3 protein-coding genes are annotated in these 2,838 nt (G+C 72.5%); all 3 read right to left on the bottom strand.

The window, feature by feature from the left end:
• Position 1: 1 nt before the first annotated feature.
• The 3 genes from AC1D01_RS28460 to AC1D01_RS28450 are packed head-to-tail and all read right to left on the bottom strand — an operon-like array spanning position 2 to position 2,806.
• Positions 2 to 1,387, bottom strand: coding sequence for a sensor histidine kinase (locus AC1D01_RS28460; protein ID WP_477872394.1), 1,386 nt, complete (start codon positions 1,385 to 1,387; stop codon positions 2 to 4).
• On the bottom strand, positions 1,359 to 2,042 hold the full coding sequence (locus AC1D01_RS28455) for a response regulator transcription factor (RefSeq protein ID WP_477872392.1): 684 nt from the start codon (positions 2,040 to 2,042) through the stop codon (positions 1,359 to 1,361). The genes AC1D01_RS28460 and AC1D01_RS28455 overlap by 29 nt, the downstream gene beginning before the upstream one ends.
• 17 nt (positions 2,043 to 2,059) lie before the next feature.
• On the bottom strand, positions 2,060 to 2,806 hold the full coding sequence (locus AC1D01_RS28450; protein WP_477872390.1) for a MipA/OmpV family protein: 747 nt from the start codon (positions 2,804 to 2,806) through the stop codon (positions 2,060 to 2,062).
• Positions 2,807 to 2,838: the final 32 nt, after the last annotated feature.

Below are 2,838 nucleotides of genomic sequence, written 5' to 3'. Positions count from 1 at the left end.
ACTACATCCTGCTGGCGCCCTGAGCCTCGGCAAAGCTCAGGCTGAACTCGGCCCCGTCCTGCGCGTTCGCCGCGGCCAGCGTCCAGCCGTGCGCCCGCGCGATCTCGCGGCAGATCGACAGCCCGAGCCCCGCGCCCTGGTGGCCGCTGCCGCTGCCGCGCCAGAAGCGGTCGAACAGCCGCGGCAGCTCGGCCGCCGCGATGCCCGGGCCCTGGTCGCGCACGCGCAGCCCCTGCGCATCGACGGCCAGCGTCACCACCGCGCCCGGCGGTGAGTGCAGGATCGCGTTCTCCGCCAGGTTCTTCACCAGGATGAACAAGGCCCCCGCGTCGGCCTGCAGCCGCACCGGCGCGGCCGGCTGCTCCACCTGCAGCGCCACCGCATGCCGCCCGGCCAGCCGCTCCAGCTGGCCGGCCGCATCGGTCACGGTGCGCGTCACGTCGGTCGGCTCGAAAATGTAGTTCTGCGCCTCGCTGGCCTCGGCCAGGTGCAACAGCTGGTGCACCTGGCGGGCCATGAAATCCAGGTCCTTCAGCAGCAACTCGCGGCGCTCGCCGCCCTGCTCGTCCAGCTCGACCTCGGCGCGGATCAGCGCCAGCGGCGTCTTCAGCTCGTGCGCGGCCGCGGCCAGGAACTCCTGCTGCACGCGGTAGCCCGTCTCCAGCCGTGCCAGCGCCTGGTTGAAGGCCTCGATCAGCGGCGACAGCTCGCGCGGCAGCCGCGAGCCGTCCAGCCGCGCCTTCAGGTTGTGCGGCCCGATGCCCGCCGCCGCGGCCGACGCGGCCCGCACCGGCTCCAGCAGGCGKCGCAGCGTCAGCAGCACGACGCCGGTGAAGACGCACACCGCCAGCACCGCGGCGACGGCGCCGCCCTTCACGAAAATGCCGCCGCCGACCCGGCGCAGCACCGTCTCCAGCCGGTCGCTGCGCGCCACCTGGATCACGTAGTCCTCCCCGGCGTGCTGCAGCGGCCGGTTCAGCACGTGCAGCGTGTACTCGCCGGTGGGCACCGCGGTGACGGTCTCGCTGCCGGCCACCGGCTGCATCGCCAGCACCTGCGCGGCCGGGCCGTCCTCGCCGGACATCAGCACATGCCCCAACGCATCCAGGATGCGGTAGCTGAAATCCTTCGGCAGGCCGTCGACCATCGCCCGGTGCTTGTCGCTCAGCACCAGCTGCACCGGCCGCCCCTGCGCGTCGAAGCGCAGCCCTCGCTCGAGGTGCTTCGCGGTGTCCTCCAGTCCTTGGCGCGTCGCGTCGGCCGGCCCTTGCATCAGCAGCGCGGCCAGCACGACACCGGCCATCAGCATCACGACCACCAGGCCTCCGCTCGCGGCCAGCAGCAACTGCGCCGCGAGGCTAGACGGAATCCGCAGCGCGAAGCGCATAGCCGTGCCCCCTCACGTTGACGATCTCCAGCGTCGAGCCGATCGCCGGCAGCTTCTTGCGCAGCCGGTGCAGCGCCACGTCGAGCGCATTCGGCGTGACCGCCTCGTCGACGCCCCAGGCCGCGCGCTCCATCGCGCTGCGCCGCACCGTCTGCCCGGCGGCGCGCACCAGGCTCAGCATGATCTGCAACTCGGCCGGCGGCAAGGTCACCGATTCGCCGGCGCAGCTCATGCAACCGGCCTCGGGTTTCAGCTGCAGGTCGCCGAATTCCGGCGACAGGCTCTGCAGCTGGGCCGGCCGGCGCATCAGCGCCCGCACGCGGGCCACCAGCTCTTCCATCGCGAACGGCTTGGCCAGGTAGTCGTCGGCGCCCGCCTCCAGCCCCGTCACGCGGTCGTGCAGCGCGTCGCGGGCCGTCAGCATCAGGCAGGGCACACGGCGCCCGGCCGTCCGCAGGCGGCGCACCAGGTCGAGCCCGTCACCGTCGGGCAGGCCGCGGTCGACGATCACCGCGGCATAGTCGGCCTCGGCCAGCGCATGCCAGGCCGGCTCGATGCGCTGGAAGGCGTCCACCTCGATGCCCGCGCCCGACAACGCCTTGCCGACCAGCGCGGCCAGGCGGGTGTGGTCTTCGACCAGCACGACACGGTTCATCGAGGGCGGGGCTCCGTTCAGAAGCGGTAAAGGTAACCCAGGCGCACCGCCGGCAGCGTGCGGCGGTCGACCAGCGGGCTGTCCTTGATGCTCGAGCCGAGCGCGGTGGCGCTGACGTCGAGGAACGCGCCGTCGCGCATCGAGAAGCCGTAGAACGTGCGCAGGCCGACCTCGGCATTGGTGGTGGCGCGCCCTTCGTAGGCCGGGCGGAACGCGGTGGCCTCCTCCGGCCGCACGCCGTAGTAGTAGTCGACGTACTTCGCGTCGCGCCAGACGGCGGCGACGCGCGGCGTGAACATGAAGCGCCCGAAGCGGAAGTCGCGCTCCACCCCGAGGCGTGCTTCGGTGCCCTTGCTGTTCGACGACGCATCGCCCGCCAGTTCGGCCGACAGCTTGGCGTACTCGGTGCGCCACTGCACCGCACCGCCCAGCCAGAAGCTCGGCTTGCGCTCTGCCATGCCGGCGAGGATCGGCGCGTCGTCCGATTCGTAGCCGTCGCCCAGCGCATAGCGCGCGCGCAGCGCGAACGACACCGGCCCGGCGCTCGGCAGTTTCAGGTCGGCACCGAGGCCGAGCACGCGCACGTACTCGTTCTCGAAGCTGATCAGCGGCAGCACCCGCGTCTTGTTCTCGACGCCCGCATACGCTGGCCGCTGCCAGCCGACGCCGATGCCCAGGCCCCAGCCCGAGGGCGGCGGCGGGGGCTGGTCTTCTCCCGGCTGCGGCTGCGCGATGACCAGCGGGGCGGCAGCCAGGGCGAGCATGGAGAGGACGAGGGAACGGAGCAGAGTGGGTT

This window comes from Rhizobacter sp. P3_B12 (genome assembly GCF_056402895.1).
This window is presented reverse-complemented; position numbering and strand designations above follow the sequence as displayed.